Here is a 23,998-nt window from a genome sequence, read left to right as displayed (position 1 = left end):
GAATTAGATGAAGAGCTTATTAAATGGGTTAAAACAATCAAATAAACTACAAGGTATTTTCTTAGGTGCTTATCTCGTTGTTACATCATTAGGATTATACTTTTTGCAAGAATCCGTAACGGCATTTCTATTAATCTTGTTCTCACTTTACTTATTATATAAAACTAATTTTCCAGTCAAATTAAAATGGAGCATTGGAATCCTAGTTTTAACGGTGATTATGCCTTATGTTGCATCACAAGGTACAGCATTTGAATCATATATGGGTGTAGCGACTTTAGTTGGAATCTATGTTGCAATGGCACTTGGATTAAATGTAGTAGTTGGTTTAGCGGGTCTATTAGATTTAGGATTCGTTGCCTTCTTTGCAATCGGTTCATATACTTATGCAATTTTCTCAACTAAACAAGTTACGAATTTCTTACATTTTGATTTCCTTCCGTTTTCAGGAAACTCATTCTGGGTATTTATTATAATCGGTGGAATTATCGCTGCAATTGCAGGTGTATTATTAGGTATTCCAGTACTTCGTGTAAAAGGTGATTATTTAGCAATTGTAACACTAGGATTTGGAGAAATTATTCGAATTGTATTTAATAACTTAGATAAACCAGTAAATATTACTGGAGGGGCACAAGGTATTTCTTCGATTCCTGCTCCTACTATTTTTGGTTTAGAGATTGATAATTCAGGACAATTTTATTATGTCGTGTTAGTTGTTTTAGCAATCGTCATTTTAGCTGTTACTAGATTACAAGATTCGAAGCTTGGACGTTCTTGGAAGGCGGTACGTGAGAATGAAATCGCTGCACAAGCTTCAGGTATTCACTTAGTACGTACGAAATTAATAGCATTTGCAATCGGTGCTTCTTTCTCAGGTATGATGGGAGTAGTATTCTCTGCTAAGCAAATGTTTATTGACCCAACAAGCTTTACATTACTTGAGTCTATTACGATCTTGGTAATGGTTATTTTAGGCGGAATGGGTAGTGTTCCAGGTGTTATCCTTGGAGCTACACTTGTAACAATCTTAAATTTACAAGTATTAACAGAGGTAACAAACTATTTAAACCAATTAACATTAGATGGAGTTATTAATTTACCACCGGCTCTATCGCCTTCTAAAATGCAACGTATGATTTTCGGACTTATTTTAGTACTTGCAGCAATTTTTAGGCCAAAAGGATTATTGCCTGCCAAAAATAAGGTTGTTCCAAAAGAAGACGTCGTAGATCAAACTGTCGTCGAAGAAAAAACACGCACAGTTTCATTTTAAGAGGGGAGGTTATCAAATGTTAAAAACAACGAATTTAACGAAAAGCTTTGGCGGTTTAACTGCTGTAAATAATGTAAATATTGAAATTAAAGAAGGCTCAATTACAGCGGTAATTGGACCAAATGGAGCTGGAAAAACAACATTTTTTAATATGATTACAGGTGTGTACACTCCTAGTAGTGGTGAAATTTTGCTAGGAAATGAGAGTTTAGTAGGGCTAAAGCCACATACTGTTAATAAAAAAGGGATCGCGCGTACATTCCAAAATATTCGTTTATTTAATAGTATGACAGCATTAGAAAATGTCATGGTAGGAATGCATCAGCATTTAAAGTATGGTGTTTTTTCAACAATCTTCCATTTACCTAAATTTAAAAAAGCAGAACAATCGGCGATGAAAGAGGCATATAAATGGTTAGAATACGTCGGATTGGCTGAGGTTTATAATGAGGAAGCATCGAGTCTATCATACGGTGCACAAAGACGACTTGAAATCGCGCGTGCATTAGCATCTCAACCAAGAATCTTACTTTTAGATGAGCCAGCTGCAGGGATGAATCCGAAAGAAACGAAAGAATTGACTAATTTAATCTATCAAATGAGAGATGACCTTAACTTAACAATCGTCTTAATCGAGCATGATATGAAGCTTGTTATGGAAATATCCGAGTATTTATTTGTCCTTGATCATGGCGAAAAAATTGCAGAAGGAAAACCTCTTGAAATTAGAAATAATCAAAAAGTAATTGAAGCATATTTAGGAAAAAGTGCAGTGACTACTGCATAGTGAAAGGAGTACGAAAAGATGACGCTATTACAATTAAAAGATATTAACTCTTTTTACGGTGGTATTCAAGCACTGAAAAATATTAACATTGAAGTAAATGAAGGTGAAATTGTAACGTTAATTGGAAGTAACGGTGCTGGAAAATCTACTACTCTAAAAACGATTTGTGGCCAAGTTAAACCAAAATCTGGAACGCTCATTTATAAAGGTGAAGAAATTATAAAGCTACAATCTCATGAAATTGCCTTAAAAGGAATCGCACATGTACCAGAAGGAAGAAGAATTTTTTCTAAATTAAGTGTAAAAGAAAATTTAGAGATGGGTGCTTTCTCCGTTAAAGATAAAAAACTAATCGCTGCACGCATGGAAATGGTATTTGATTATTTTCCAAGACTGAAAGAGCGTTTAAGCCAAAAAGGCGGTACGATGAGTGGAGGAGAACAACAAATGCTAGCAATTGGTAGAGGACTGATGATGGGACCATCATTGCTAATGCTAGATGAACCATCTATGGGTCTTGCTCCAATTATCGTTGAACAAATATTTGAAATTATTGAGCAACTAAACAAACAAGGAATGACAATCTTATTAGTCGAACAAAACGCATACCAAGCATTACAAATTGCTCACCGCGGGTATGTAATTCAAACTGGTGAGATCCAAATGGTTGGTGAAGGTAAGACATTAATGAATAATGAAGAAGTGAAAAAAGCTTATTTAGCTTAATGAATCTGTAAACGAAAAGGGGATGTATCATGAGTCGGGTCAACTGACATGTGATCATCCTTTTTTTGATGTGAACGAGTGTGGTATACAGAGAGGGGGGGATCTAGGAGGCACTAATCATTTCAAGTCTATTTTTCAGACTTTTTTAAAGATATTTGGCAGAACTCTCTAAGGTTTATTTGCAGTTCAGTCGGTCTATATATGATTTTCTCATCGAAAATAAAAGAGGGAACCCCATATGGATTCCCTCATTAATAATTATTATTTATTAGAAATAAATTCCGAAACTTTTAATTGTTCTTCACTTGACGCATTGTTAATTGAAGATTGAAGTGATTCCTCTAGTAAACTACGATTCTTGTAAAAATCTTCATGTTTACTATTATAATAGTACTTCACTGCTTCTAAATCTGAGAAAAACTCTTTTCCAAGCTTTAGAAGAAATGTTACTGGAAGTCCTTCGATCACTACTGTATTTACATTTTCAGAAATTTCATTTACCGTACTGTTTGAAGTTGAAATCATTTCCTCGTTTAATTCTTTAACAAGTAATTGTTCGAACCCTTTTATTTTATTGTTTCTTTTGTTTACGATTCGCTTTTTGTTTGTCTTTAATAAACGAATGGAATGATGTTTATCAAGCAATACTGCTGAACGTTTCTTTTTCTTTAAAAAAATGCTGCTACTCAAAACTAGCACTCCCTTCTGATAGTATAGTATATAAATAAAACAACTTTTCTATCATACCAAGTAATGCTCATACTGTAAAGGTTTTATCTTTACATGTTAGCTTTCCAAAAATATTCAAAAATTTCACGGTATTTTTTTATTAAAATTGTTCATAATAATATTTGACTTAATCATTGTCACTTTGTTAAAATAACAACATATTATTTATTACATATAACGTTGACGGAAAGAAGTACCTAAAGATTATTTTGTCTAGCGAATTGAGGATGGTGTGAGCTCAATCAAAACCTTTAGCGAAAGGCATTCCTGAGTTAATTTTTAAAGTGGACAATTTTTTTAATTGTCAACTAGGGTGGAACCGCGGGTGCGTATACAGCTCTCGTCCCTAGGCAGAAAATGCCTAAGGATGAGAGCTTTTTTATTTCATTCTTGCATTTTCAAAAAACAATTGAAAATTGGAGGTAAATGAAATGTCAGAAAAATCGATGGATGTCGTAGTAAGTCATGCTAAACACAGAGGATTTGTATTTCCAGGATCTGAAATTTACGGTGGTTTAGCAAATACGTGGGATTATGGTCCACTAGGTGTTGAATTAAAAAACAATGTGAAAAAAGCTTGGTGGAAAAAGTTTGTTCAACAAAGTCCATATAATGTTGGACTAGATGCTGCAATCTTAATGAATCCACGTACATGGGAAGCTTCAGGTCATATTGGTAACTTTAATGATCCAATGATTGATTGCAAAAATTGTAAAGCTCGTCATCGTGCAGATAAATTAATCGAAAATGCACTTGAAGAAAAAGGGATGGAAATTATCGTTGATGGTCTTCCATTTTCAGAAATGGCTAAATTGATTGAGGAACATAAAATTGCTTGTCCTGATTGTGGTAGCCATGATTTTACAGATATTCGTCAATTTAACCTAATGTTTAAAACATTCCAAGGTGTTACTGAGTCGAGTACGAATGAAATTTTCTTACGTCCAGAAACAGCACAAGGTATTTTTGTAAACTTCAAAAATGTTCAACGTACAATGAGAAAGAAAGTACCATTTGGTATTGCTCAAATTGGTAAAAGCTTCCGTAACGAAATTACACCAGGAAATTTCACGTTCCGTACTCGTGAATTTGAACAAATGGAGCTTGAATTCTTCTGTAAACCAGGTGAAGAGTTAGAGTGGTATTCTTATTGGAAAGAAACTGCTAATAAATGGCTTTTAGCTTTAGGTATGAAAGAAGAAAATCTTCGTTTACGTGAGCATAGTGCGGATGAATTATCACACTATAGTAACGCGACAACTGACTTTGAATATAAATTCCCATTTGGTTGGGGCGAATTATGGGGCATTGCGTCTCGTACAGATTATGATTTAAAACAACATATGGAATATTCAACAGAAGATTTCACCTATCATGATCCAATTACAAATGAAAAATACGTTCCATATTGTATCGAGCCATCATTAGGTGCAGACCGTGTTACATTAGCATTTTTAATTGATGCTTATGAAGAAGAGGCATTAGAAGATGGTACATCTCGTACAGTAATGCGTCTACATCCTGCATTAGCACCATATAAGGCAGCGATTTTACCATTATCAAAAAAATTATCAGAAAATGCACAAGAAGTATTTGCTTCATTAGCAGAAGATTTCAATGTTGATTTTGATGAAACTGGTTCAATTGGTAAACGTTATAGACGTCAAGATGAAATCGGTACTCCTTTCTGTATTACGTACGACTTCGAATCAATTGAAGATGGAAAAGTAACTGTTCGTGACCGTGATACTATGGAGCAAACTCGTGTGGCAATAAGTGAATTACAATCATTTTTAGCTAATAAAATTAAATTTTAATTTAGTTTTTTAAAATAAGGTGTCCTTTTGGACATCTTTTTTCATATATTTTACTAAAGCTTGTTTAAAGTTTAAGAAATTTACTAAAAATGGTAAAATAAAAGTATAAAATAAAGGAGGAGTTTAAATGAGGAGTTCAAATCCTATCTTAAATTCTGATCGATTAACCAAATCAAGGCATGCTGCTAAAGCGATGACGATTGGTGGGACAATTGGTAAAACAATGATTGCATTAATCTTACTAATCGCAACAGCAGGATACTCATTTTATCTAACAGCTACAGGAACACTTAATTCTAAAGTGTTTATTGGATGTTTAATCGTTGCATTCATTATTGGGTTAGTAACATCTTTTTCTCCTAGAATTGCGCCGATTACTACACCTATTTATGCAGCAGTTGAAGGGATTCTAATCGGTAATATTTCAGCAGTTTACGAAGCAACATATGGAATGATTGTCCTTCAAGCGGTTCTATTAACAATTGCCATTATAGCAGGAACATTAATTTGTTATGCTACTGGACTTGTTAAAGTAACGCACCGTTTTAGATCAATTGTTTTCGGTTTAACAATCGGAGTGTTTATCTTTTATTTACTAACGATGGTCCTTCAACTTTTCCATGTTCCAATTCCATATATCCATCAATCTGGTCCAATAGGAATATTTGTTAGTTTAGCGATACTTGTTATTGCTTCATTAAATCTATTCTTGGATTTTGATCTAATTACGACAAGTGTTAGACAAGGTGCACCAAAAGAGTTCGAGTGGTATTGTGCTTTTGGTTTATTAGTAACAGTCATTTGGGTTTATATTGAAGCACTTCGATTCCTATCGAGGCTTCGCGATTAAATAATTTTAGTCAGTCAGACCTTACTCTCAAATGAAAGTAAGGTTTTTTACTATATTTTGATTTGAATTCGATCAAGTTTAGATAGAATTAACAATAGTAGAAAGTAGGAAAATAGATGAGTAAGAAAAAATTTGAAGTCTTTGAAAATGAAACAATTAATGATTGCTTAGAAAGAATGGAAAGAGAAGGCTATAAACCAGTTAAAAGAATGGAAGTCCCAATATTTTCAGAACAAATGGTTAATGGAAAGGTAGAAATTGAACCGACTGGGAGAAAGATTGTATTTGAAGGCAAATTAAATACAAATTAATATGAATAAATATAATAATCTAATGGAATAGTAACCTTATATGAATAAAATGAGGTGAAAATATGCATAAATTAGCATGTCCACGTTGTAAAACAAACAAAAGTAGATTTTATTTAATCGAACAAAACCCAAAAGCAGTTAAATTAAATGCACAAAGCGGAGATGTTGAAATAGAAGAATACGTTTCAAGTGGGCTAGATCCATTTTTTGTTCCATATAAAGGTCCAGAATATTTAGTTCAATGTGGAACTTGTGGTTTAATTGATCAAAGTGTTATGTTTGAAAAAACAGCAGATTCATTGAAATTTTAAAATAAAAAACTAAGTACGAAGGTATGAATAGAATAAAAATAGATGACCTCTATACAGAGATCATCTTATTTTTGTTGGATAGTTTTTTAATAGTTTATATGCAAAAAGAAAAATTTTGAAGTAGATAGTTTTTTATAACCAATAGTTTAGAACCAATCTTTTTTCTTGAACCACATCACTAATCCGAACACCATGATTAGCATGATTACCCAACAGTAATAATAACCATATTTTAATTGAAGCTCAGGGATGTGAACAAAATTCATACCATATACACCTACGATGAATGTTAGTGGCATGAACACTATCGAGACCGATGTTAACATTTTCATCGTTTTATTCATTTTGTGTGAGTTCGTTGAAATATAACTTTCTCTGATGTCATTTGCCATTTCCCTGTTATCTGCAATGTCATCTAATAATTTTACTAAGTGTTCGTAGACGATTCGTAATTTCTTTGTCGTTTCTTTGTCAATTTCAACGTGTGTTGAATTTAATATACGATAAATTAAATCTTTTGTTGGTTTAACTGTTTTTCTTACCTTTGATAACTTACTTAATTGTGTTTTAATTCCATCGATCATGCTTAGATCGGAATTTGATCCTAATTCATCAATCTCTTCGATGTCATCTTCAATTTTTTGGACGATAGGAAAGAATTTATCAACAATTTCATCACAAATATGATACAGGATTCGTTCTGGTTTTATTCCTTTTGTACTTTTTAATCCTTTTAGTTTGTTCCACACAATTTGTATCGCATTTGATTCCTCCCAACAAAATGAAACGATGTACTTGTGGGATAAAAAGAGATCAATTTCATCTTGTTGCATGTTCTCCTGCAATGATTGTAGGATGATAAAACGATAGCCATCGTAATAATCCATTTTCGGTCTTTCTTTATAACTTACACAATGCTTAATTGCTATTTCATCGAAGTGGAAATGAGTTTTCAATAGGTCAATTTCTTCTTTTTCAGGTTTTCCAATATCGACCCAAACCCAATCAATTTGTTCGGAATTTAATTCTTTTATTGATACATCAAACGCATGGGTTCCGTCCTTGTATACAGCCATCGTTTTGATCATTTCGGCACCCCTTTTTCTCGTTAATTTTCACCAAAATCAGTTTAACACAATATTCTTCATTAGTTTTTAAAAAATTTATGAGAAAGTTTAACGATTAACAAAAGTAGTAAGGAAATAAAACAAAAATATAATAAGAGATATAATTCTGCTTTTCTTTCTTTAGTTGCAGAAAAGATATTTTACTAAAAAGATCATTAACATTGCCATTTATTATCTCCATTGGCATATGAATTTAAGTTAAGTAAAAAAAATTTAAGAAAACTTTGACTTTTTAGTAGTCGGTGGATATAATAAATAACAATTAAAGCACACAAATGAATTCAATGACGAGAAAAGTAATTTTTGTTACTGTTATACAGAGAGCCGGGGAAGCTGAAATCCGGTGAATAGTACTTAAATGAAGATCCTCTCCGAGAAGTCAAACTGAAAACATAAGTAAGTTTGAACGGGTGTCTACCGTTAAAAGGAACGCGTATGATTGTACGTGACTAAAGTGCTATTGAAGAGCGGAATGTTTTCAATAGAATTAGGGTGGTATCGCGGTTAAACCCGTCCCTTGTTATAGGGGCGGGTTTTTGTGTGCTTTAAAAAAATAAGAGAGGCGATATCATATGAAAAAAGAAAACATGAAAGAATCTGTTCAAAATCGTGAAAAAAGGATTAGTGAACATTGGTCTAAAGAAAATACTTTTATTAAATCAGTTGAACAAAGAGAACATAATGAATCATTTGTTTTTTATGAAGGTCCCCCAACTGCAAATGGACTACCACACGTTGGTCATGCATTAGGTCGTACTATAAAAGATGTGGTAGCTAGATATAAAACAATGGCTGGTTTCCAAGTTGTTCGTAAAGCTGGATGGGATACTCATGGTTTACCAGTTGAACTCGGCGTTGAAAAGATGTTAGGCATTTCAGGTAAGGCAGAAATTGAACGTTATGGAGTAAAAGCTTTCCTTGATAAATGTAAAGAAAGTGTTTTTACTTACGAGAAACAATGGCGAGATTTTACTGAACAGTTAGGATATTGGGTGGATATGGATGACCCATATGTAACATTGGATAATTCTTATATCGAAAGTGTATGGAATATCCTAGGTACAATCCATGAAAAAGGTTTACTAGTAAAAGGCCATCGTGTCTCACCTTATTGCCCTAGCTGTCAAACATCACTAAGTTCACATGAAGTAGCGCAAGGATATAAAGACGTTAAAGATTTATCTGCAACCGTTAAGTTTAAATTGCAAGATGAAGAAAATGTCTATTTCCTTGGATGGACGACAACTCCGTGGACACTTCCTGCTAATGTAGCGTTAGCTGTAAATCCTACAATGGAATATGTTCGTGCTAAAAAAGGTGAAGAAGTATATATTCTTGCTAAGGCATTATTAGATAAAGTATTAAAAGCTGAATACGTCATTTTATCTGAATTTCTCGGGGCAGAACTAATCGGTATTAGTTATTTACCACCATTTCATTTCGTAAAAGTTGAAGTTGGTCATAAAGTTGTGAAAGCAGATTTTGTAACTGAAGGTAGTGGTACTGGAATTGTTCATATCGCACCTGCATACGGTGAAGATGACTATAAGGTTGTCCAAGAAAATGGGTTATCGTTTGTAAATGTAGTAAATGAAAAGGGCCAATATACTGATGAAGTACCTAATTTTCAAGGTCGTTTTGTTAAAGAGTGTGATGTAGATATAGTAAGGTATTTAGCCGAAAATGAATTATTATTTAGTAAAGAAAAATATGAGCACAGCTATCCGCATTGTTGGCGTTGTGATTCACCTTTACTCTATTATGCGAATGAAAGTTGGTTTATTAAAACGACCGCATTAAAGGAACAGTTTATTAAAAATAATGAAGAAGTAACATGGCATCCAGATCATATAAAATATGGTCGATTCGGTAATTTTTTAGAACAAATGGTTGATTGGAATATTAGCCGAAAAAGATATTGGGGCACCCCATTAAATGTTTGGGAATGTGATTCATGTAATCATCAATTAGCACCAAAAAGTATAAATGAATTATGTAACCATTCGGTTGAAGAAATTGACAACTCAATTGAACTGCACAAACCTTTTGTTGATGAAGTTACTCTTAACTGTCCAAATTGTAAAGGGAATATGAAAAGAACACCTGAAGTGATTGATGTCTGGTTCGATAGTGGGTCGATGCCATTTGCCCAGTATCATTATCCTTTTGAAAATAATGAGAAATTTACAAAACAATTCCCAGCAGATGTCGTCATTGAAGGTATTGATCAAACGAGAGGTTGGTTCTATAGTTTACTTGCAGTATCTACTTTATTTACCGGGAAAGTACCGTATAAACGAGTATTATCTCTAGGCCATGTATTAGATGAAAATGGACAAAAAATGTCTAAAAGTAAAGGGAATGCACTTGATCCAGTAGAATTAATTCAAAAATATGGTGCTGATTCATTAAGATGGGCATTATTAGTAGATAGTGCGCCTTGGAACCCGAAGCGTTTTTCTGAAAGAGTCGTTCAAGAGGCGAAGTCGAAACTCATCGATACATTCGACAATGTGTATAGTTTTTACAGTTTATATGCAAATTTAGATGGATTTAATGCAAAAAAACAATATGAGTATCAATCAAGTACATTGGATAAATGGATCATTTCTCGTTTGCATAGCACAATCAAAAATGTAACGAAAAATTTAGAGGATTATCAATTTACAAATGCTGCAAGAGACATCGCTAAACTAGTAGATGAAGTAAGCAATTGGTATGTAAGAAGATCAAGAGAACGATTCTGGTCAAGTGGAATGAATGAAGAGAAGGCAGCGGCTTACTATACACTGTTTGAAGTATTAACAAAAGTAAGTCAATTATTAGCACCATTTACACCATTCTTAGCGGAAGATGTTTATTTTAATTTAACAAAACAAAGCGTCCATTTATCTGATTTTCCAGTTTGCGATGAAACATTAATCGATGTTCTGCTTGAAAAGGAAATGGATGCAGTTTTAAAAGTTGTGGAACTTGGAAGAAGCATCCGAAATGCAAATTCATTAAAGATCAAACAGCCACTAGCTAGTTTAACTTTAGTTAGTAACAATGAGGAGATCAATTGGGAGTCATATAAAGAAATTGTTTTAGATGAGCTAAACGTAAAAAAATTCCAACAAGTAAACAACGAAAATGAGTTTTCAATCTTAAAAATGAAACTGGATTTTAAAAAATCAGGAGCAAAATTTGGAAAGCTTTCAAATTTAGTCAATAAATCACTTCAATCATTAACAAATGAAGATGCAAAAAAAGTGATTGAGAGTGGGTACGTTAATGTATTAATTGAATCAGGGGAAACTGTAAAAGTCGACGCACAAGATATTTTAGTTGAAAAAAGCGGAAGAGAAGGCTTTGCATCAGCGACGAATGGCGAATATACAGTGACCCTCGACACATTACTAACAGAAGATCTTATCCACGAAGGTACTGTAAGAGAATTAATCAGATCTATTCAAGAATACCGAAAAGAATTAAATCTACCAATTAATATGCGCGTAGACATTGGAATAACAGCTAATCCAGAGTTTATTGAAATCATTGAAAAGTTTAAAGGAATGCTTGAGGAAAACTTATTAATGAGAAAACTAGTTGTTAAGAATGAAGTGAATGGAAAAGAAATTAAAGTTGGTAATTATCAGTCCGAAATTGAATTAGTTGCTTCTAATTAATTGAATACTTAAATTGAAATGACAGACTAATAACAAGATTTTAGTCTGTCATTTTACTTCTTAAATGACGTGGGCAAGAGCTCCTATTTTTTAATTCAATAGTTTAAAGGTTTATTAAAATAGCTGTTGAATTAATTAGTATAGAATGATTTAACGAGGATTAGATGATTTCTAAAAAGAGCATTTATTTCTATTTGATATACGCATTTTCTTTTGCAATATCGTATTTTTTAGTTAGAGTATTCCTATTTCATGGCGAAATGAACTCAGCATTTGCCGGTTCTATTAGCGGTGGATTTATTGAATTTTTAATATCTATTATTTTTGCTAAACCTATTGAAAAAAGATAATTTTAAAAATAGCTTTATCAACTACTCAATGCTTAAGTTCCACTAGTAATAAAGGATGATCATGATTTGATCATCCTATAATCTACATTAAGTTAATCCAATTAAAAGATAAATAGCCGTTCCCCAAATAAACAAGGCGGAGAATTTGTTGAATAAATTCATTAAACCTCCTGTACTATCTACCTTCTTCATGACTGAGCCTGCGACCGTTAATCCAAAAAACCAAATCCAAGATACTGTAATACATGCGATCGTAAAGAAAACTTGCTCCTTACCGACATATTTTAATGCACTTGTTCCAATTACACCTACTGTATCTAAGATTGCATGGGGGTTTAATAAGGAAACTGATAAAGCAAAAATGATTTGCTGTCGGCTAGGTAATGCACTGTTCTTCGATTCATTTGCTACAGGTTTAGATTTCCAAATAACATACCCCATGTATACTAAAAACAAAATGCCAGCAATCATCAAGCTAATTTTTAGCCATTCAAATTGTAGAACGATCGTGGAAAGTCCAAAAACAGCTAAAAGAATTAAAAAAGTATCGCATACAGCAGCAGTAAAAGTCGCTGGAAGCGCCCGAATTAGTTTTGGTTGTGTGGCACCTTGTGAAAATACAAATACATTCTGTACCCCTAAAGGTAAAATAAGTCCGAATGCTAAGACTAGACCATGAATAATGGCTTCCATCAAATCAACTCCCTTTCAATTACAATCGTACTATGATAAAACTAAAAGAAAACAACCAATTGGATGGTTTTATATCCATCCAATTTAGGGGGAGTTAGATGAAATGGAAACCAAATCGTGATTCTCATTTGACTGTGCAAGAGCAAATTGTAGATTGGATAAAATCTCGTATTGAACGAGGTGATTGGTCTGTTGGCACAAAGATTCCAACACAGCGTCAACTAGCAACGCAATTTAATGTGAATCGTAGTACCGTACAACTTGCACTTGATGAATTAAGGGCAGATGGTTTGATCGAATCCAAAATGGGTTCAGGGGTTTATGTGGCTAACAATTCTTGGAACGTACTTTTGAGCAAATATCAACCAAATTGGCAGAGACATATTGAATCAAGTATTCATAAACCAAACTACCATACGATTCAACTCATAAATGAATACGAGCAAATGGATCATATCATACGACTTGGAACAGGTGAATTATCACCTGAATTACTACCAACTAAACAAATAGAAGATTCGTTAAGAAAGATCTCACTTGATTCCAAAGCAATTGGCTATTCATCTCCGCAAGGAAGTGAAAAGCTCCGAGGAATTTTATGTAATTATTTAAAAAAACGTGGTATTGAATCAGCACCAGAGAATATTTTAATTGTTTCGGGTGCACTTCAAGCACTTCAATTAATTGCAGTTGGATTATTGGAAGAGGGATCCATTTTATTTCAAGAACAATTTTCGTATTTAAATTCAGTACATCCCTTTCAATCAAATGGTATGCGAATGATTTCAGTATCAAGGGAATATCACTTAAAAGATAATTTACGGGCACATAAAGGGAAGAAGCAATCTTTATTCTACTGTGTGCCAACACTAAACAATCCAACGGGCTATAATTGGTCGTTGGAAGAGAAGCAAAATCTATTTAATACATGCAAAGAGCTACAAATTCCGATTATTGAAGATGATGTCTATCACGAATTGCTTTTTGAATCATCAACACCTGCTATAAAATCGTTTGATACTTCAGGACTAGTTCTTTATATAGGAAGTGTATCCAAAACACTAAGTCCAGGATTAAGAATTGGTTGGGTTGTTGCACCTTCACCTGTAATTGAACGATTAGCTGATATTAAAATGCAAACAGATTATGGTTCAAGTGCCTTTTCGCAAGAAATCGTCTCACATTGGATCTCAAACGGTCTATACGAAAAGCATCTTATAAACCTTCGTGAACAATTGCAAAGAAGAGCTAATTATGTAGAAGAAATTTTAGAAAAGGAATTTAAAAAAATAGCTTCATGGAAAAAGTCGGAAGGTGGTTTCTACATATGGCTCAGATTTCATAATCCGATTGTAAATAAGACTTTATTTTTAAAATTACTTAAAGAAAATATATTGATCAATCCAGGTTATATTTATGAACCAAGAGATTTACACCATATTCGTCTTTCTTATGCCTACGCTTCGTTAGAAGATTTAAAAAAAGGATTAAATATTTTACTACAAATAAGCCAAATGTGAATTCATTTAGAACTTTATTTCTTTGGTCCCTTTTAATGAAGGATTTTGAACAGTAAAAAAGAGCATCGAGATCAAGATGCTCTTTTTTATGTTATATATTGTATTATTTTCATTACTACAACTTAGAAAATTAAAATTTAATTTCTATCTGGAAAAGTACATAATTTGCTAGAAACTTTACTGAATACTTGCCTGAATCTTTAAGCTTTTAAACCCTCGAAATGCAACATTTTTACGGCGAGTTGGCTCCTCAATTAGAACTGGATTCACTAAATGTCTAATCAGTTTTTCAAGTGCAATTTGTCCTTCTAATCTAGCAAGAGGGGCACCTAAGCAGAAATGTGGGCCGGATGAAAATGATAAATGTTTTATATTTTTCCGGGTGATATCAAATGTTTCAGGATTAATTGTGACTGTTGGATCGTAATTAGCTCCACCTAATGAAACCATAAAGTAATCGCCCTTTTTAATCGAATTTCCAGCGAACTCAAAGTCTTCTCTAGCCCACCTTGATGTAAAAATAACAGGTGATTCGTATCTTAATACTTCTTCAATAGCTGAAGGGATTAACGTTAAATCATTTTTTAATAGCTCAAATTGCTCAGGATGTTTTAATAATAAATAATAACCATTCGTGATTAAATTAACAGTAGTTTCATGACCGGCTATTAATAAAAGAAGACAACTTGCGATCATTTCGTCTTCACTTAATTTATCACCAGATTCCTCTGCAAAAATTAAATTACTAATTAAGTCCTCTTTAGGTTCAATTCTTCTTTTAGATATAAGATTTCTGAAATAATTTGAAGCATCAAGAAGATCTTTTGAAACTATTTCTAAATCCTCCATAGTCGTATTAAAATCAATAAATTTAATAAATGCATCGGACCAATCGCGGAACAAATCCCGATCTTCTTTAGGAACACCCAATAGGTCAGTTATGACAAATACAGGTAGTAAATATGAAAAATCACGTATTAGTTCGTGGGTAAATTTTCCTTTCATATTTGCAATTAAATAATCAGCAATTTCATTTACCGATGTTCGTAAATTTTCAACCATTCTTGGAGAAAATGCTTTGTTCACGAGATTTCTCAGTCTTGTATGATCAGGAGCATCTCGAAATAACATCATTTTTCGATTTATCGCAATTGCAGGCATAACACTTTCAGGTATTTGTTCAGGTGGAGTGACTTTGGTTGCTTCTTTTATAAAACGGGGGTCTTTTAGCATGATTTCTGCTTCTCTATAGCCTGTTACTAGCCTCCAGTTCTCTGAAATAGCTCCGTATAAAGCATAGGACTTATTTTTCTAGCGTTACTAAAATACGAATATGGGTCTTTGTAAAAATGCTGTGGATTCACTTTTAATGGATTGTTCATGTAACTGTTCTCCCTTATGAATGAAATGAGTCTATTTATTTCTATTTCTGTGAAAATGGATTATTCCCAACTTTTGGATAATACAAAAAAAAGGATACTTTTGTACAGAATGATTTTCATGAGGAATTAGATATAAATGAATAAGAAATAATCGAATAAAAATTAAGAAAATTAAATCATGATATATGGTAAAATAAGGTACTTCAAATAAACAAACTGATTTTATGAGATTATTCGACGTATAAGAAAGGGGTAACATGATGGATTTTCCAATTTTAGAAACAGAAAGATTATCTTTAGTGCAAATTACACAAAAAAATGTTGATGAGATTTTTTCCATCTTTTCAAATGAGGAGGTAATTAAATACTATGGTATGGACCCCTTTACTGAAAAAGATCAAGCGGTTAAAATGATAGATTCCTTTCAAACTAGATTTCAAAATCAACAAGGAATGCGCTTTGGAATAGTTGAAAAAGAATCAAAAAAATTAATCGGGACAATTGGTTTAAATAATCTAGTCTTACACGCTAGAAGAACGGAAATTGGATATGATCTATTACCTGAATATTGGAGAAAAGGATATATGTCAGAAGCAATTAAGGAAATTACATCATATTGCTTTAATAAACTAGGACTATATCGAATTGGAGCTTCTATTTTTCCAGATAATATAGCCTCATCTACTTTAGTAGAGAAATTAGGGTTTCAAAAAGAAGGATTACTGAGAGGCTATTTAGTTCAAGGGGATGAGTCTCATAATTTAAACGTATTTTCTCTCATTAAACCTGATTGGCTAAATAAAACGTACAATATGAAACTAAAATAACCATAATATAGTAAAATTGTCTAATTAAGGAAAAGGAGAAATGGGATGATTAAAGCTGTAATTTTTGATTTTGATGGTCTAATTGTCGATACTGAGTCTGTATGGTTCGAAGCATATAAGGAAGTACTACATCGGTATGAAGTGGAGTTAACGCTTCAAAAGTTTTCAGAAGTTGTAGGAACAAGTGATGAAATTTTATTCGATTTTATTAATTCAAATTTAAAAGAACCTATTGAAAAAGAGCTGATCGAACAAATGGCAAAAGAGCTAGTTGATGTGAAACTCCTCGAGCCCGCATTAAGAGAAAGCGTAGAAGACTATTTAATTTCAGCAAAAAATGCTGGATTACAAATCGCTTTGGCATCTAGCTCATCAAGACAGTGGGTAGAAAGCTTCTTAAAAAAATTAAATATTTATGAATACTTTTCAGTAATTAAGACGAAGGGTGATGTAAAGAAAGTTAAACCAGATCCGGAATTATATTTAAAAGCAATTGAGGAAATTGGAGTTCAAGCATCAGAGGCTATCGCATTTGAAGATTCGTTGAATGGATTAATCGCTGCAACGAAAGCAGGATTACACTGTGTAATTGTTCCGAATCGAGTTACATCACATTTAGAGTTTGAGAACCATAGTTTAAGATTATCATCGATGGCAGAAAAATCTTTAGAAGATGTAATTAAGCATATAACAAACAAATAATATCGACTAAAAATAGTAAAACCATTCCAAAAAAATGGAATGGTTTTTTTAATTAGATTGAATTTACTTCTTTTACTTCACTTGCTTCATCTTTCTTTATTAAAATTTCCTTTTTCAGACCCCAACAAATTAAAAATGTTAAAATAGCAAGCACGAAAGATACCCAATATAAATCCTGGAATGCATAAGAAAAGACTGTTTTTACTTTTTCAAGTAAGTTCGGATCAAGATTGGATGGAATCATACCATTTTGTACATTTTTTAATTGTAGCATTTGATCTACGGTAAGACTTCCAGCTAATGATTTCATTCCTGATGTAATTTTAGAGGCTAATAGAGAACCAAATAAACTAAAGCCAATCGTCATACCAATGGATTGAAATAACATAACGGCCGATTGAGCAATCCCTACATTTACCTTTTCAACTGATTCTTGAACAATTAATGCATTGTTAAATAGTGCACCGAATCCAAGTCCAAGAATAATGAAATAAATTACGAATGTAATAATTGAAGTGTGAGCGGTAATACCTGTAAGTAAATAGAAACCGATCATGGGTATAATAAATGAAACACCGTAAATATTTCGATAAGAGAATTTATTCATTACTCGACCAGCAACTACACTTGCACCCATCGCACCAACCATAATTGGTAAATTTAAATAACCAGATTCAGTAGGTGTTAAACCGAGTACATTTTGTGAAAAGAAGGGGAAAGATGAAAGTGAGCCCATTATCGCAAGAACAAATACAAATACTAGAGCCGAAATGACAACAAAGTTTCTATTTTTAAATAAGTGTAATGGAATAATTGGTTCTTTTGCTTTTGACTCTACAAATATAAATAATCCAAGTAAAATAGTTCCTAAAATTAGTAAACCGATCATTTTAGGATCACTCCATGCATATCCTTCTGTTTGATGAAGTACAGGAGTAAGCAGATAACTGATTAATGTGGTAACTAGTAAAATCCCACCAAACCAGTCGATATTGATTTTTTTGTCTACTTTCGATTCATTTAATCCTAAAGCTAATAAAATTGCAGCTAAAACTCCTACTGGAATATTTACTAAGAAGATCCAGTGCCATGATATATGCTGTACAAAATATCCTCCAATGAGCGGTCCAAGTAGTTGAGGTATAAACATAACAGCTCCGAAAATACCTTGTAGCTTAGCACGCTGTTCAACTGGGAAACTGTCTCCGAAAATGACCATCGCAAGTGGCATTAACCCTCCAGCACCAATTCCTTGAATTCCACGACCAATTAAAAGGACTTCCATAGAATGAGCTGTACCACTAATAATTGAGCCAGCCATAAATAATCCCATACTAAATAAATATATTTTTTTTCGTCCATATAAATCCGCAAGTTTGCCGAGTATTGCCATAAAGGAGGTCATCGAAAGCATGTAAACTCCACCAACCCAACCGTAAAGCGCTAAACCTCCTAAATCCCTAATAATTGTTGGCATAGCTGTTGAAACGACTGTCTCATCAAGCTCTGAGAAGATGACTCCAATCATTAGACCTATTAAAATAAGAGTCTTGTTATTTTCTTTCATCCTTTACCTCCCTATGACCTGTCAATATTATTCAATTGATTCATTGAATACTTAAAAAAGAAGAACTTGTAATAGTTGGGAATGAAGCTATCCTAGAAAAATCCAAGTATAGTGATTCTATATCTGATTAACGTGTCATCGTTTTAAATTTTTTGATACTTTATACCTAAATTTAGAGTTGAAATTCAAATTTCAATTAAAAACGTCAATTCAATAATTTTCTACTACTTTAATTATTCTTTACTTTGTTTAAAAATCCTTTAGGTAGTAACTCTCATCTTTGTGGTTGTTTGTAATATAAAAATAATTATCAAGGCTCTGATCTATTTAACATAATGGCACATTATTTGAATAAAAATAATTTGAAAATCTACTGAAAAGGGCAAAATTTCCCCAAATTACAAATAACGATTAATTAGGTATAATTTATAGTGGATCAAGGGAAATGCAACAGAATCAATTCTTTAAATAGTGCATTCCATTATGCTGTATATAAATCTAAAGGGAATGAATTTAATGACGAAGAGTAAAACAGAAATTTTGGAAGATATAAAAAAAATCTACCGAATAAAGCCGTTAACTGCGTTCATCTATATTATTTTAACTACTTTCATTTTGATGTTGATTATGGGTGCTATTAAGGAGTTCGGAAAAAATCTAAACTCAGATTTTATTGAGGCTTTAATCAGTTTGTTTTTCGCATGGAATTTGGGGTTTGGGCTATATCAAATAATTTGGCGTTTTTCTAACTCTCGAAAAATAAACAAAGTACTTTTCCCAAAGCTTGAGCAGTTTATAAATAAAAGAGATGAGAAAAGTTATGATGAAACTGAAACAGAAGTTTATGAAATGGTCAAAGCTGCATATTCGGATTACACAGAGAAATTTAATAAACTCAATAAAATTTACTGGAAAAGTATCAAATTTAGTTTTGTTCTACCGATAATTGCACTCGTTATTTCACTTGTTTACCATCAACTTTAGTAGGAAGAAGCCAATAGAAAATTTTAGTTTACTATGCAACTAACGCACTGCTTTAGTTCAATTAGAGATTGTTACTATAAAAGGTGAAATATATATTGAAGAAAGGTATTAGTTTCGAGAGTAGAAGTAGTATTTATCGTAATTATAATTATTTAAGAAGTAAGATTATATGCAGCAAATAATTTTTTTATTTCTAATAAAAAAATCAAGGAATTAGAGCAAACAATTAGTAATTTGGAGAAAAAAAGGGAGACTCTCTTTTACAATATTGCAAGAGTTAGTTATACAATAATCGACTTTAAATTAACCATATTACTCAGTTATTTTATTTTTTTTTTGATGAAAATTTGATAATTCATAACTATATTGTTAAAATTGGGCTATTACAATGTGTGTTAGCCACACTGGGAGGTTACAAAAATGGAACATGGTAAAGTAAAATGGTTTAATGCAGAAAAAGGATTTGGATTTATTGAGCGTGAAAATGGTGATGATGTATTCGTACATTTCTCAGCTATTCAAACTGATGGATTTAAATCATTAGATGAAGGTCAAGCTGTTACGTTTGAAGTAGAACAAGGTCAACGCGGGCCACAAGCAACTAATGTTAAAAAGGCTTAATTGAAAAAAAGAGTCGGAATCTATAAAGTAGAATCCGACTCTTTTTATGTCTTTTAAATTAAAAAACCCTTATTTTCAAAAAGAATAAGGGTACTATTTAACGTGGATCTTGGTAAAGAAAATGGTTTAACGTATTAAAGACCATATAAAATGAAGATACATATAATTATCGAATATAATTAGCCATTTGAATTATTATTAGTTGTTTTGGAATTTCCCTTATTTTTAGTACCTTTGCTTACATATGGCTTCGCATTCTTTGCTTTTTTTGCACTAGCTTGCCACCTATTCCAACCCTTCTTATCTGTACCTCTACCTGTACCGCCTTTAGCTTTAGCTTTACTCATATAAACACCTCATTGTTATTATACACTAAGTACCATACAGTTTTTCAGTAATTTCCAATTAACTTGTGAGTTAAACAAGAATAGAGCAATGAATGTCTTCAAAAAGAGGACATTTAAATATATTTTTATTGTAATTGAACGAAAGCAAATTAATCTGCGTAAGGGATTTATGTTATTAACCTTATATTTTTAAGTAGAATGCGTTAGTTGAATATAAAATAAACGGATAAAAAGTCGATATTCTTTCTAAAACTAAGTGGAAGTTTAGTGTTTCAAAAAATATACATATTGTTTTAGATGAAAAATATTGTTTTAGATGAAAAATATTGTTTTAGATGAAAAATATTGTTTTCAGATGTAAAATATTGTTTTCAGATGTAAAATCGGATTGCTTATGTAGTCGTTTTTCATTTTGGGAGTGGACAGGCTCCTTATTTTATTCAACAAAATGGCAGGATAGTTCAATAAGATAACAAAAAAATGGAAATATATGTTAAAATATTAAGTAGCGAGCCTAAAAAATTAATGATATTAAAAGAGGTGAAAATATGAAAAATTTCAGTGCGTTTTCGATAATATTATTAATTGTTGGATTGGCTTTGTTTGGAATAATTTATGTAATTCCTGGCTTCAACGAACTTATTGCTTTAATTGGTTTTTTATCTTTATTATTCGGGGCGATATGTAGCTTTATAGCAATTTCCAAAAGAGAAAGAGGGAACACTAAGTTTTTTGCTGTATCTTCGTTTTTTATCATGTTTTTATTGATTACTTGGTTAGAACCGTTTCTTATTTTACGTATGCTAACATGGATTAAGAATTAATTTTTAAAAATCCGACTGAACCATTAAATAAGAATCTCCGAGTCTAGTACTATAAAATTAATACAAAGATATATGATAATGTTCATAAAAAATAGTAAATAAGGAATGGATTATGGTGCACTATAAATTAGCTTTAAGTATTATTAAATATTCAATTTTTTGGGCTATACTTTTATTAATAACTGCTATATATTTCCCAGATTCATTGAATATCAGTGAAAGAGTTTCTCTATGGATATTAGAATTAGTATCCATAATAGTAGTTATTATTAATTATGAAAAGTGGAAACAATTGTTAATTTCGATACCTATTGGGATAGTCTTATTAATACTATTCATAGTGTTATTCGATCAATAAGTTACCTCAATTTTAATTTGTTATTGATACTGATCCTGCTCAAATTGAATTTTTTTACAAAGTTTATACTAACTTATGCAACTAACGCATTGTAAAATTTGAACAACTGAACGGCTATTTATTGGATTTTTTTCTTATACTAAATTGCATGTTAGTTGAATAAGAATGTGATTACTATTTCAACTAACATTAAAAAAGACACCGTTTCCCTATTTATGTAAGTAAATCAGGGGGAAGGGATTAGCACCCAATAGTTATGGTTTTAATTTATAGAATAAAACTGCAATAATATACTATATAGCATTCAAATTTGTAGTGAATTATTAGTATCTCTCACAGATCGTCTAATTGGAACTAATCTTTCATCAGATTATAAGTATACCTTATAGAAAACAAGAATAATAGAAAAAGCCTGTATCTAAGATTACCAATTAATCGTTGATACAGGCTATTTTTATATTTGTTAATTCAATTAACCGATATACTTTGGATGAACAATCTTCCCATCATAATAAACAAAACAGTTTTACTACCAATCTATTTTTAGTTAGATCACTTTAACCTACAACAGATCAAACTTTAAGCTGGAGATTTCATTGCTTCTTTTACAGTCAGTTTGTTTTTAGACATTCCTATTGTTTTAAAGTAAGTAAACAAGAAACTACCTAATATAACAATTATGCTCCCAAGTCCTTGAATCCATGTCATTTTTTCATTTAATATGAAAAACGCTAAAATGGCTGTGAAAATGGGATTGAAGTTTAGGAAAATACCGGCTGAAGTTGCGCCAATTTTTTGGACACCTATATTCCAAAAGAGCATACATAAGACAGTTGAAATAATGCCAGTATATAAAATTGAAAATATAAATGAGCCATTCATTTTTACAAGCGTAAAATCTGTGAGATTAAAAGGGAGGATTACAATGAATCCAAATATCCCTGAGTATAGAGTAGACATCATAGGCGATATAAGCCTTGTTGCCCATCTACTACATACTGAATAGATTCCCCATATGCATACGGCAATGACCATCCATAAATCTCCTAAATTTAATTTCATTGAGAATAGTAGATTCATATCTCCTTTTGAAAGCACAAGAATAACGCCAAAGAACGAAATAATCATCGAAAATATTTGTAAAAAGTTTATTCTTTCTTTTAAAAACAATGATGAAAATAAAGCAATGGAAATTGTATTTAAGGTCGAAATTAACCCAACATTCGTTGCAGATGTCTTTTCTAATGCCATAAATTGAAAAAGATTAAATAGAACAACACCTGTAACTCCCATCATCATTAATGGAAGAATAGCTTTACGTGGAGGTAAAATCTTCTTTTCTTTCCACCATACTATTGGTAATAATAAAATAATTGCTATTCCCCATCTTAAAGTTGTTAAGGTTATTGGAGAAGCATGACCAACAAGGGATTTTCCAACGACAAAATTCCCTCCCCATAACAAACTTGTTAATAATAACAACAGTATATAAAAGATTGGCATATGTAACCTCCCTAATTCATTGTTCTTAAGGTTTAAAAGACTTTACACAGTGATATCTTACTGTTTTTTAAATAGTTTAACATAATTGTTTATTTTACCGTATAATATTTTGTATAATGTTATAAATACAAAATAATATTAATTAAATTTATCATTTCAAAGAATATAATTCATTTTATATGTTGAATTCAAACTTTTTTCCGAATAATTGAAAGGGAGTAGATAATAGTGGAATATCAAGGAAATAAAGTGTTAGATGAAGTAGACCTTAAAATTTTAGATAAGTTACAAAAGGAAAGCCAAATAAGTAATACGGAACTAGCGCGACATGTGAACCTGTCACCACCTGCTACACATGCGAGAGTTAAACGTTTAGAAAATGAAGGATACATCGATCGGCAAGTTGCAATTTTAAATCAAGAAAAGCTAGGTTTTGACTTACTTTGTTTTATTTTTATCAACACAAATATCCATCAAGCTGATAAATTAGACGTGTTAGAGAAGCAATTAAAATCCATGCCTCAAGTTTTAGAGTGCCACTTATTAACAGGAGAGTATGACTATCTTTTAAAAGTTGCGAACAGAGAACGAAAGGAATTGGAGAACTTTATTCGGAAGTTAAATCAACTCGGAATTACAAGAATTCAAACAAGTTTAGCTTTAAGAGAAATCAAAAATTCTACTGTTTTGCCTTTATGTGAAAAGGAAGAATAATATT

General features: G+C 31.9%; 22 protein-coding genes and 2 other annotated features. Of the genes, 15 read left to right on the top strand and 7 right to left on the bottom strand.

What is annotated here, in order from left to right; genetic code table 11:
- The first annotated feature begins 7 nt into the window (after positions 1–7).
- From MY490_RS12930 to MY490_RS12920, 3 genes are read left to right on the top strand one after another with little or no spacing between them, the layout of a single operon-like run.
- On the top strand, positions 8–1,276 hold the full coding sequence (locus tag MY490_RS12930; protein ID WP_248266095.1) for an ABC transporter permease subunit: 1,269 nt from the start codon (positions 8–10) through the stop codon (positions 1,274–1,276).
- A 16-nt stretch (positions 1,277–1,292) separates the two neighbouring features.
- Positions 1,293–2,063, top strand: coding sequence for an ABC transporter ATP-binding protein (locus tag MY490_RS12925; RefSeq protein ID WP_248266094.1), 771 nt, complete (start codon positions 1,293–1,295; stop codon positions 2,061–2,063).
- An 18-nt stretch (positions 2,064–2,081) separates the two neighbouring features.
- Positions 2,082–2,789 (top strand): ABC transporter ATP-binding protein, encoded by a 708-nt coding sequence (locus MY490_RS12920; RefSeq protein WP_069032386.1) that lies wholly within the window; start codon positions 2,082–2,084, stop codon positions 2,787–2,789.
- A gap of 261 nt (positions 2,790–3,050) precedes the next feature.
- Here the strand turns inward: MY490_RS12920 and MY490_RS12915 are convergent, their stop codons facing one another.
- Positions 3,051–3,479: a hypothetical protein gene (locus MY490_RS12915; protein WP_069032388.1), complete on the bottom strand. Its 429-nt coding sequence runs from the start codon at positions 3,477–3,479 to the stop codon at positions 3,051–3,053.
- A 210-nt stretch (positions 3,480–3,689) separates the two neighbouring features.
- Positions 3,690–3,869, top strand: a binding site (T-box leader).
- An 80-nt stretch (positions 3,870–3,949) separates the two neighbouring features.
- On the opposite strand from MY490_RS12915, the gene MY490_RS12910 reads away from it, so the two are divergent.
- The 4 genes from MY490_RS12910 to MY490_RS12895 all read left to right on the top strand — a co-directional run bounded on the left by MY490_RS12910 (position 3,950) and on the right by MY490_RS12895 (position 6,807).
- On the top strand, positions 3,950–5,335 hold the full coding sequence (locus MY490_RS12910; RefSeq protein ID WP_248266093.1) for a glycine--tRNA ligase: 1,386 nt from the start codon (positions 3,950–3,952) through the stop codon (positions 5,333–5,335).
- Positions 5,336–5,462: 127 nt separating this feature from the next.
- Positions 5,463–6,185 (top strand): Bax inhibitor-1/YccA family protein, encoded by a 723-nt coding sequence (locus MY490_RS12905; RefSeq protein WP_248266092.1) that lies wholly within the window; start codon positions 5,463–5,465, stop codon positions 6,183–6,185.
- A gap of 116 nt (positions 6,186–6,301) precedes the next feature.
- Entirely contained in the window at positions 6,302–6,496 is a 195-nt protein-coding gene (locus tag MY490_RS12900) for an NETI motif-containing protein (RefSeq protein WP_248266091.1), read from the top strand.
- Between the two features lie 62 nt (positions 6,497–6,558).
- On the top strand, positions 6,559–6,807 hold the full coding sequence (locus tag MY490_RS12895; RefSeq protein WP_069032392.1) for a DNA alkylation repair protein: 249 nt from the start codon (positions 6,559–6,561) through the stop codon (positions 6,805–6,807).
- A gap of 146 nt (positions 6,808–6,953) precedes the next feature.
- On the opposite strand, the gene corA is transcribed toward MY490_RS12895, so the two are convergent.
- Positions 6,954–7,895, bottom strand: coding sequence for a magnesium/cobalt transporter CorA (corA, locus tag MY490_RS12890; protein ID WP_248266090.1), 942 nt, complete (start codon positions 7,893–7,895; stop codon positions 6,954–6,956).
- Between the two features lie 314 nt (positions 7,896–8,209).
- Positions 8,210–8,455, top strand: a binding site (T-box leader).
- Positions 8,456–8,521: 66 nt separating this feature from the next.
- Between corA and ileS the strand changes: the two genes are divergently transcribed.
- Positions 8,522–11,602 carry an isoleucine--tRNA ligase gene (gene ileS, locus MY490_RS12885; protein WP_432707077.1) on the top strand — a complete coding sequence of 1,027 codons (3,081 nt, stop codon included), beginning with the start codon at positions 8,522–8,524 and terminating at the stop codon, positions 11,600–11,602.
- Between the two features lie 437 nt (positions 11,603–12,039).
- On the opposite strand, the gene MY490_RS12880 is transcribed toward ileS, so the two are convergent.
- Positions 12,040–12,645, bottom strand: a complete 606-nt coding sequence (locus MY490_RS12880) for a LysE/ArgO family amino acid transporter (protein ID WP_248266088.1) — start codon at positions 12,643–12,645, stop codon at positions 12,040–12,042.
- A 98-nt stretch (positions 12,646–12,743) separates the two neighbouring features.
- Here MY490_RS12880 and MY490_RS12875 point away from each other — a divergent pair, with 98 nt between their 5' ends.
- The gene (locus tag MY490_RS12875; protein ID WP_248266087.1) at positions 12,744–14,165 is read left to right on the top strand and encodes an aminotransferase-like domain-containing protein; all 1,422 of its coding nucleotides are present in this window, start codon (positions 12,744–12,746) and stop codon (positions 14,163–14,165) included.
- 177 nt (positions 14,166–14,342) lie between these two features.
- Here MY490_RS12875 and MY490_RS12870 read toward each other — a convergent pair whose 3' ends face one another.
- Positions 14,343–15,398, bottom strand: a complete 1,056-nt coding sequence (locus tag MY490_RS12870; RefSeq protein ID WP_248266086.1) for a cytochrome P450 — start codon at positions 15,396–15,398, stop codon at positions 14,343–14,345.
- A gap of 409 nt (positions 15,399–15,807) precedes the next feature.
- Between MY490_RS12870 and MY490_RS12865 the strand changes: the two genes are divergently transcribed.
- Positions 15,808–16,374: a GNAT family N-acetyltransferase gene (locus MY490_RS12865; protein ID WP_248266085.1), complete on the top strand. Its 567-nt coding sequence runs from the start codon at positions 15,808–15,810 to the stop codon at positions 16,372–16,374.
- 45 nt (positions 16,375–16,419) lie between these two features.
- Positions 16,420–17,076 (top strand): HAD family hydrolase, encoded by a 657-nt coding sequence (locus MY490_RS12860; protein ID WP_248266084.1) that lies wholly within the window; start codon positions 16,420–16,422, stop codon positions 17,074–17,076.
- 52 nt (positions 17,077–17,128) lie between these two features.
- Here the strand turns inward: MY490_RS12860 and MY490_RS12855 are convergent, their stop codons facing one another.
- Positions 17,129–18,643, bottom strand: a complete 1,515-nt coding sequence (locus MY490_RS12855) for an MDR family MFS transporter (protein ID WP_248266083.1) — start codon at positions 18,641–18,643, stop codon at positions 17,129–17,131.
- A gap of 516 nt (positions 18,644–19,159) precedes the next feature.
- Here MY490_RS12855 and MY490_RS12850 point away from each other — a divergent pair.
- Positions 19,160–19,627: a hypothetical protein gene (locus MY490_RS12850; protein ID WP_248266082.1), complete on the top strand. Its 468-nt coding sequence runs from the start codon at positions 19,160–19,162 to the stop codon at positions 19,625–19,627.
- Positions 19,628–20,047: 420 nt separating this feature from the next.
- The gene (locus MY490_RS12845; RefSeq protein ID WP_069032402.1) at positions 20,048–20,248 is read left to right on the top strand and encodes a cold-shock protein; all 201 of its coding nucleotides are present in this window, start codon (positions 20,048–20,050) and stop codon (positions 20,246–20,248) included.
- Between the two features lie 179 nt (positions 20,249–20,427).
- Here MY490_RS12845 and MY490_RS12840 read toward each other — a convergent pair whose 3' ends face one another.
- Positions 20,428–20,595 (bottom strand): DUF3934 domain-containing protein, encoded by a 168-nt coding sequence (locus MY490_RS12840; RefSeq protein ID WP_248266081.1) that lies wholly within the window; start codon positions 20,593–20,595, stop codon positions 20,428–20,430.
- A 548-nt stretch (positions 20,596–21,143) separates the two neighbouring features.
- On the opposite strand from MY490_RS12840, the gene MY490_RS12835 reads away from it, so the two are divergent.
- Positions 21,144–21,419, top strand: coding sequence for a hypothetical protein (locus MY490_RS12835; protein WP_248266080.1), 276 nt, complete (start codon positions 21,144–21,146; stop codon positions 21,417–21,419).
- Positions 21,420–22,356: 937 nt separating this feature from the next.
- Here MY490_RS12835 and MY490_RS12830 read toward each other — a convergent pair.
- Entirely contained in the window at positions 22,357–23,280 is a 924-nt protein-coding gene (locus MY490_RS12830; RefSeq protein ID WP_248266079.1) for a DMT family transporter, read from the bottom strand.
- Positions 23,281–23,508: 228 nt separating this feature from the next.
- Between MY490_RS12830 and MY490_RS12825 the strand changes: the two genes are divergently transcribed.
- Complete coding sequence (locus MY490_RS12825) at positions 23,509–23,994, top strand: Lrp/AsnC family transcriptional regulator (protein ID WP_248266078.1); 486 nt, start codon at positions 23,509–23,511, stop codon at positions 23,992–23,994.
- The last annotated feature ends 4 nt before the right edge of the window (positions 23,995–23,998 follow it).

The organism is Gottfriedia acidiceleris (assembly GCF_023115465.1).
Classification (GTDB): Bacteria; Bacillota; Bacilli; order Bacillales; family Bacillaceae_G; genus Gottfriedia; species Gottfriedia acidiceleris_B.
The sequence above is the reverse complement of the archived record's forward strand: the minus strand, read 5'-3'. Positions and strand labels throughout refer to the sequence as shown.

Coding starts and splice junctions, on each gene's coding strand:
- MY490_RS12930 (WP_248266095.1), top strand. CDS start 8: ATGAAGAGCTTATTAAATGGGTTAAAACAATCAAATAAACTACAAGGT.
- MY490_RS12925 (WP_248266094.1), top strand. CDS start 1,293: ATGTTAAAAACAACGAATTTAACGAAAAGCTTTGGCGGTTTAACTGCT.
- MY490_RS12920 (WP_069032386.1), top strand. CDS start 2,082: ATGACGCTATTACAATTAAAAGATATTAACTCTTTTTACGGTGGTATT.
- MY490_RS12910 (WP_248266093.1), top strand. CDS start 3,950: ATGTCAGAAAAATCGATGGATGTCGTAGTAAGTCATGCTAAACACAGA.
- MY490_RS12905 (WP_248266092.1), top strand. CDS start 5,463: ATGAGGAGTTCAAATCCTATCTTAAATTCTGATCGATTAACCAAATCA.
- MY490_RS12900 (WP_248266091.1), top strand. CDS start 6,302: ATGAGTAAGAAAAAATTTGAAGTCTTTGAAAATGAAACAATTAATGAT.
- MY490_RS12895 (WP_069032392.1), top strand. CDS start 6,559: ATGCATAAATTAGCATGTCCACGTTGTAAAACAAACAAAAGTAGATTT.
- corA (WP_248266090.1), bottom strand. CDS start 7,895: ATGATCAAAACGATGGCTGTATACAAGGACGGAACCCATGCGTTTGAT.
- ileS (WP_432707077.1), top strand. CDS start 8,522: ATGAAAGAATCTGTTCAAAATCGTGAAAAAAGGATTAGTGAACATTGG.
- MY490_RS12880 (WP_248266088.1), bottom strand. CDS start 12,645: ATGGAAGCCATTATTCATGGTCTAGTCTTAGCATTCGGACTTATTTTA.
- MY490_RS12875 (WP_248266087.1), top strand. CDS start 12,744: ATGAAATGGAAACCAAATCGTGATTCTCATTTGACTGTGCAAGAGCAA.
- MY490_RS12870 (WP_248266086.1), bottom strand. CDS start 15,398: ATGCTAAAAGACCCCCGTTTTATAAAAGAAGCAACCAAAGTCACTCCA.
- MY490_RS12865 (WP_248266085.1), top strand. CDS start 15,808: ATGGATTTTCCAATTTTAGAAACAGAAAGATTATCTTTAGTGCAAATT.
- MY490_RS12860 (WP_248266084.1), top strand. CDS start 16,420: ATGATTAAAGCTGTAATTTTTGATTTTGATGGTCTAATTGTCGATACT.
- MY490_RS12855 (WP_248266083.1), bottom strand. CDS start 18,643: ATGAAAGAAAATAACAAGACTCTTATTTTAATAGGTCTAATGATTGGA.
- MY490_RS12850 (WP_248266082.1), top strand. CDS start 19,160: ATGACGAAGAGTAAAACAGAAATTTTGGAAGATATAAAAAAAATCTAC.
- MY490_RS12845 (WP_069032402.1), top strand. CDS start 20,048: ATGGAACATGGTAAAGTAAAATGGTTTAATGCAGAAAAAGGATTTGGA.
- MY490_RS12840 (WP_248266081.1), bottom strand. CDS start 20,595: ATGAGTAAAGCTAAAGCTAAAGGCGGTACAGGTAGAGGTACAGATAAG.
- MY490_RS12835 (WP_248266080.1), top strand. CDS start 21,144: ATGAAAAATTTCAGTGCGTTTTCGATAATATTATTAATTGTTGGATTG.
- MY490_RS12830 (WP_248266079.1), bottom strand. CDS start 23,280: ATGCCAATCTTTTATATACTGTTGTTATTATTAACAAGTTTGTTATGG.